At 70.9% G+C, this 5613-nt stretch carries 9 protein-coding genes; 3 read left to right on the top strand and 6 right to left on the bottom strand.

All coding sequences use genetic code 11. The annotated features are described in order from the left end of the window. Both ACWCSD_RS46705 and ACWCSD_RS46700 read left to right on the top strand, forming a co-directional pair. Positions 1–379 (top strand): CocE/NonD family hydrolase C-terminal non-catalytic domain-containing protein (locus ACWCSD_RS46705; protein WP_449925275.1); only part of this gene is annotated, 379 nt, incomplete at its 5' end. A gap of 138 nt (positions 380–517) precedes the next feature. Then, positions 518–646: a hypothetical protein gene (locus ACWCSD_RS46700; RefSeq protein ID WP_449925271.1), complete on the top strand. Its 129-nt coding sequence runs from the start codon at positions 518–520 to the stop codon at positions 644–646. Positions 647–691: 45 nt separating this feature from the next. Here the strand turns inward: ACWCSD_RS46700 and ACWCSD_RS46695 are convergent, their stop codons facing one another. The 5 genes from ACWCSD_RS46695 to ACWCSD_RS46675 form a co-directional block, all read right to left on the bottom strand. Next, complete coding sequence (locus ACWCSD_RS46695; RefSeq protein ID WP_449925268.1) at positions 692–1132, bottom strand: hypothetical protein; 441 nt, start codon at positions 1130–1132, stop codon at positions 692–694. Next, entirely contained in the window at positions 1057–1344 is a 288-nt protein-coding gene (locus tag ACWCSD_RS46690; RefSeq protein WP_449925265.1) for an ATP-binding cassette domain-containing protein, read from the bottom strand. Before ACWCSD_RS46690 ends, ACWCSD_RS46695 begins: the two co-directional genes overlap by 76 nt. A 63-nt stretch (positions 1345–1407) precedes the next feature. Continuing rightward, complete coding sequence (locus tag ACWCSD_RS46685; protein WP_449925263.1) at positions 1408–2061, bottom strand: DUF998 domain-containing protein; 654 nt, start codon at positions 2059–2061, stop codon at positions 1408–1410. A 151-nt stretch (positions 2062–2212) separates the two neighbouring features. After that, positions 2213–3358: an FAD-dependent oxidoreductase gene (locus ACWCSD_RS46680; protein WP_449925261.1), complete on the bottom strand. Its 1146-nt coding sequence runs from the start codon at positions 3356–3358 to the stop codon at positions 2213–2215. 14 nt (positions 3359–3372) lie between these two features. Then, the gene (locus ACWCSD_RS46675; protein WP_449925258.1) at positions 3373–4377 is read right to left on the bottom strand and encodes an NAD-dependent epimerase/dehydratase family protein; all 1005 of its coding nucleotides are present in this window, start codon (positions 4375–4377) and stop codon (positions 3373–3375) included. A gap of 343 nt (positions 4378–4720) precedes the next feature. On the opposite strand from ACWCSD_RS46675, the gene ACWCSD_RS46670 reads away from it, so the two are divergent. Then, positions 4721–5179 (top strand): GbsR/MarR family transcriptional regulator, encoded by a 459-nt coding sequence (locus ACWCSD_RS46670; RefSeq protein WP_397159096.1) that lies wholly within the window; start codon positions 4721–4723, stop codon positions 5177–5179. A gap of 31 nt (positions 5180–5210) precedes the next feature. Here ACWCSD_RS46670 and ACWCSD_RS46665 read toward each other — a convergent pair whose 3' ends face one another. Then, complete coding sequence (locus ACWCSD_RS46665) at positions 5211–5381, bottom strand: hypothetical protein (protein ID WP_449925255.1); 171 nt, start codon at positions 5379–5381, stop codon at positions 5211–5213. Positions 5382–5613: the final 232 nt, after the last annotated feature.

Raw genomic sequence — 5613 nt, 5'->3', positions numbered from 1 at the left:
GGCTGTCGGCCGTGATGATCGCGGCGGCGTCCGGGGCGCGGGTGGTGGCCGTGGACATCAGCACCGACGGAGCCACGTGGTCACCCGCGGCATCCTGGACGCCCAGAACCACAAGTCGCTCAGCCGCCAGGAACCGCTGACCCCAGGCAAGTCCTACCAGATCACCTGGAAGACGCTGCCGCTGGACTACGAGTTCAAGGCCGGACACCGGCTGGGCCTGGTGCTGACCGGCGCAAACGACGACTTCAACCTCGACGTCACCGGCAACGGCGGCGGGGACGACGCCGAACCCGGCACCGGGGCCAAGGTCACCGTCGACCTGGCCGGTACGTCGATCTCGCTGCCGCTGGTCACCGGCACGTCCACCGGGTCCAGCTAGTACTGCGTTCCTCAAAGGGTTAGGTGAACCGTCGGTGTAGCTGGCGGCCAGTCCCGGATTCCGAGTCCTGGTCGCGCGTGTCATGGGCACGGCCGTGAGCCGGCCGCGGCGATGTTGCGGCGCGCTCAGCAGGACGGCATGGTGGCCGGCGCGGTGGCGGCCTACCGGGTCCTCAAGTCGAACCCGCCGGACACCGCCGAGATGCTGTGCTGTCTCACCGCCGTCTATCGCCAGGCTGGCTGGTATCCGCCCGCTTCGCGCGATTGACAAACACCTGGCGCTCGGACTCTGTGCGGCAGGGTGGGGGATTGGTCAGCGCGTGTGGTCGGCTCGGTTCCACCAGCCGGTGGTCGCTGCGACGCCGGCCGCTCCGGTGAGCACCACCAGCAGCAGGCCCGGCGGACCTGGCGGGTCCTGGCCCACCCCGGCGATGCCGGCGTACAGGCCGGGCACCGACCAGGGGAAGACGGCGCCGTAGCCGAGTGCGGCGATGATCTGGGCGGCGAAGATGATGCCGAACAGCACGCCGACGGCGGCGAGGTAGCCGCGGCCGGCGCTGGCGGCCAGGGCCAGCGGCGTGGTGGTCAGCGCGGCCAGCCCCGCCGCCGCCACGAGTCGCGCGACCCCGGCGGCCACGGTCGGCGCCGACCAGCCGGGCAGGGCGAGCACCGCGCCGATCAGCAGGCCCAGCCCGGCGAGCAGCAGGGCCAGCAACAGCGCCCAGATGGCGGCGACGGTGAACTTGGCGGCCACGACGGCGGTTCGGGAGGTACGGTTCCGGCGGTGGGCGCGATCATGCCGAGCAGCATGCGGATCAGGGTCGTCTTGCCGGCGCCGTTGAGGCCCAGCAGCGCGTAGATCTCGCCTCTGCGCACACTCAGGCTGACGTCGTCGACGGCCACGACGCCGGTGTAGCGCTTGGTCAGGCCGGCCACCTCGATGACCGGGGCGCCTGCGCTGCCCATATGGTGCTCCTTCATCGCCCGGTGATGGCCGGCAGGATGCACAGGCCGTACACGATCTCCACCTCACACCTCTGTGACGACGTTGCGGCGACGCAGGCGGGCGGCGGCGACGGTGATCCAGGCGAAGCCGACCAGCAGGGCGGCGTGTTCGAGCAGCCCGGCGGGCGCCGGCCGGACCACGCCCTGAGCATCCAGGCGGAAGGCGACCCCTGCGGCGATGGCAAAGGTGATGACAAGAGCCCCGGACCATCGCGAGTAGATCGTCCACCTGCGGCCACCGGCGTGCGGGCCCCGCGCCAGCACGAGCGGCATGGCCGCCAGCGCTGCGAACAGCACCAGGCCGGCCAGCCCGTGGACGCGGCCCGCGGTGGTGACCACCTCGGGCCGGCCCGGCGGATAGCCGAGGGCCGGATCAGTGGGCACGACCCCCGCCACGACCATCGCCAGACCACCGGCCACCAGGAGGAACGCCGCCCAGACGGTGGCCCGGCCGGGAGGAAGAGCGCGGCTTATTCCGGCGGCGAAGGCGAGCAGCAGGAGCCCGCCGATCATGAAGTTGGCCGTTTGCAGCCAGCCGCGTTCGCCGGTGCCGAGCTGACTGGCGTCGTTGTGCCAGAGGCTGTAGCCGGGCCGGGTGGCGCCGTCGATCAGGAGCACCGCTGGGACGAGTACACCGGCGGCGACGCCGCAGCCGAGAAGGGTCGTGGTCGGGCGCATGGGGAGCAAGCCTCCTAGCTCCGCGATCGGAAGATCGCGGGCCGACCAGGCTTCCCGGCTCACCCACGTTCGCGCCCCTTCTCGGGGCACGTTCATGCAGACGCCTGGAATGTAACACCTGGCCGCCCGCCCGGCCAGGTGTCACACGGCTTCAGCCCTGGATGAAGCGGCGGGTCATGTACCGGCGCACCGGTGGCAGGGACGCCAGCCGCAGCGGAAGCAGGCTCAGCCACAGCACCAGGGGGTTGGCCGGGGCGTAGACGCCTTTGACCCGGCGGCCGAGCTTCTGCTTGCGTTCGGCCTCGGGACGGATCGCGGCCTCCCACGCGGCCAACGCGGCGGGGATGTCGCCGGGGTGGGCGGCCAGTTCGGTGCCGAGCCGGTCGGCGCCGCCGACGGCCAGCGAGGAGCCGTACCCGGCGAACAGGGTGACGCACCAGGCGGCGTCGCCGAGCAGCACCACCCGGCCCTGGCTCCAGGACGGGGCGACGACCTGGCTGATGGTGTCGAAGTAGACCGAGTCGGCCCGCTGGAGGCCGGCGAGGGCTTCGGGGATGACCCAGCCGAGGTCGCCGTAGACGCGTCCCAGCTGGGTGGCGACGTCCTCGCCCGGGCGGGCGTGGTCGGCGCGGTAGCCGAAGAAGGCCACGTTGCGGCCGTCGCCGACGCTGATGACCGCCGCGGTACGACCGTTGGACGACAAGGTGCCGGTCGCGCCGGGTGCGATGGTGGCAGGCAGCCGGTCCAGCATGAAGACGGCGACCTTGTGCTCCAGGTCGAGCAGGAAGTCCTCCTCCGGGCCGAACAGCAGAGCGCGGGTGGCCGAGTGCAGGCCGTCGGCGCCGATCAGCAGGTCGGCCTCCTCGACCGAGCTGTCGCTCAGGGTGACGCGGACGCCGTGGTCGTCCTGGTCGACGTGGGTGAGGGTGGTGCCGAAGCGGATCTCGGTGTGGTCGCGGACCCTGTCGTACAGGACGGCTTCGAGGTCGCCGCGCAGGATGGTGATCGAGCGTGGCCCGGTGGTGGCGGCGATGGTGGCGCGATCGAGTGCGAAGCGGCGGGAGCCGTCGCTCTTGTGGTAGACGAGCTCGGTGGTGTCGAAGGCCTTGGCTCGCAGGTCGGTCACGATGTCCATGTGTTCGGCGGCGTCGTAGCCGATGCCGCCGAAGGTGACCGCGTAGCCGCCGCCGCGGCGGGCCGGGGCGCGTTCGACGATGAGGGTGTCCCAGCCGATCTGGCGCAGGCGCAGGGCGGTGGCCAGGCCGGCGATGCCGGCTCCGATGATGACGGCGCGCATGATGGGTGCTTCCTTCAGTGGGAGAGCTGGTCGAGCAGCCGCTGTTCGGCGGCGGCGTCCAGCCAGGTGTCGGGGGAGGGTGCGTCGGCGCGGGGTGCCGGGTCGCCTTCGGCCTGAAGCCAGGCCCAGGTGTCGGCGAGGGTCTCGCGCAGCGGGCGGGTGGTGAGCCCTTCGGCCAGGGCGGCGCTGACGTCGGCGTCGTGCATGCCGCTCGGCACGCTGCCGTCTGGCAGCCGTAGCCCGAACTCCATGCCGAGCGGCAGGCCGTGCTGCAGGAGCAGCTCCGGCGGTGTCCACACCAGTTCGGTGTCGAAGCCGGTGACGTTCAGCGCCGTGGTGAGCAGGTCGCCGAGGGTGGTCGCGCCCGGCGGGCCGGTCACGGTGAAGGCCCCGTTCAGGCCGCGTTCGGCCGAACGCAGCATCCAGGTGGCCAGGTCCCGGACGTCGAGATACTGCAAGGGGGTATGGGCGGGAGCGGGGGACAGGACCCTGCCGCCCTTCTCCAGGCGGCGCAGCCACCACGGGATGCGGCCGACATCCTCGTACGGGCCGAGGATCATCCCTGCCCTGGCCAGCAGTGCCCGCTCGCCGAAGGATTCCAGGACGGCGAGTTCGCCGCCGCGCTTGGCCGCGGCGTAGTCGGCGTCGTCCGTACTGGCTGGGTCGCCGTCGACCAGCGGCGCCTGCTCGTCGGCGTCCGCCGGCCAGGGCCAGCGGTGTACGCCGCGGCTGGAGACGTATCCGTAGTGCCCGGCCCGGCCGGACAGCAGGCGGGCGCTGTCGCGCACCACCTTGGGCGCCCAGGCCCAGGTGTCGATGACCGCGTCCCACTCGCTGTCGCCCAGTGCCTGCCGTACGGACTCGGTGTCGGTGCGGTCGGCGAGCAGCGGCCGCACGCCGGGCGCGGGGGCGCGGCTGAGTCCGCGGTTGAGCGTGCTCACCTCATCGCCCCGCTCCAGCGCGGCCTCCACGACGGCGCGACCCACGTGGTGGGTGCCGCCGAGAACCAGTAGTTTCACGATGCTCCTGAAGTGAGGGGCAGCCAGAGGGCTGACGGGTGCTGATGGTCGTGGAAGATCTCGTGCTCCGAGGCGCGCAGGTTCGTGCCGGTCGCGAGCGGCCCGCCGACGCCGGCATGACGGCCGTGCCGTCGGCCGGACCATGGCGTCGCGCACAATGGCCGGGGCGGCGGGGAAGGCATCGGGTCGTCTCCTGGGGTCGGCAATGCTGCTCGCCGACCAGGCTTCCCGGCACACCATCGTGCCCTCTCGCGGAGAGGTCGATGTGATGACTGTATCGAAGTTTCAGAAATTACTGAAGAGTGAGCATGTTCGATAGCCTGCCTCTTGAGAAGGAGGCGCCTTGAACGACAGGTCTGAACAGTGGCAGGCGGCGGAACGACTGGCCCTGACCTTGATCGAGGGCGGGCTTCAGCGCATGCCCGCTCGCACGCTCGCGGTCTTCCTGTTCACCGATCAGGACAGTGTCACCGCCGGCGAGATCGCCGAACGGCTTGAGGCCAGTGCGGGATCGGTCTCCGGCGCCATCAGATCGCTGCTGGCCGTCGGACTGATCGAACGCCTGCCCGCCCCCGGCAGCCGCCGTGAGCACTACCGACTCCGTGACGACGCCTGGGCCACCCTGTTCACCAGCCAGAACACCGTCATCCAGGCCATGCTCCAGGCCGCGACCGCCGGAATCGCCGCCACCGAGGAGGGTGATCCCGCGCGGCAGCGCCTGACGCAAATGCACGCCTTCTACGAGTTCCTCCTCGGCGAACTCCCCGCCCTGCTGCAACGCTGGCACCATCAAAGCGGCTGACTCCGGCCAAGATCTCGTCAAAGCGGCCCCGTCACATCAGGTAGCGCAGCCATAGATACGGCGCCACCAGGGCGACGGTGACAACGGTGACGATCAGGCCGTACTTGGTGAACTGCCAGAAACTGATCGGGGTGCCGTTGGGGGCGGCGATGCCGAACGTGACGACGTTGGCGGCGGCGGCAACGGCGGTCCGCCCGGTCACGGCACGACCCTGTCGAGGAGGGATCGCCATGGACTCATCGGTGCCGGACGTCGTCATCGCATGACACGCGGATCTGGACATGTCCTCCCCGGGTCGCGGTCATCATGCCCGCATACCGTCCGATCGGGGACTCAGACCAAGAGCCGGACCGAGGGAACCTCCGCATCAGCCGCGATTTCGTCTTGCATTCTCCGCACCGTGGACTCCAAGGACGACGCACGTTCGTCTGAAT

It is taken from the genome of Nonomuraea sp. NPDC001684, from assembly GCF_053596515.1.
The sequence above is the reverse complement of the archived record's forward strand: the minus strand, read 5'-3'. Positions and strand labels throughout refer to the sequence as shown.

Bases quoted from the DNA above. Each gene is read 5' to 3' on its own strand.
- ACWCSD_RS46680 (WP_449925261.1), bottom strand. From the start codon at position 3,358: ATGCGCGCCGTCATCATCGGAGCCGGCATCGCCGGCCTGGCCACCGCC.
- ACWCSD_RS46690 (WP_449925265.1), bottom strand. From the start codon at position 1,344: ATGGGCAGCGCAGGCGCCCCGGTCATCGAGGTGGCCGGCCTGACCAAG.
- ACWCSD_RS46685 (WP_449925263.1), bottom strand. From the start codon at position 2,061: ATGCGCCCGACCACGACCCTTCTCGGCTGCGGCGTCGCCGCCGGTGTA.
- ACWCSD_RS46700 (WP_449925271.1), top strand. From the start codon at position 518: ATGGTGGCCGGCGCGGTGGCGGCCTACCGGGTCCTCAAGTCGAACCCG.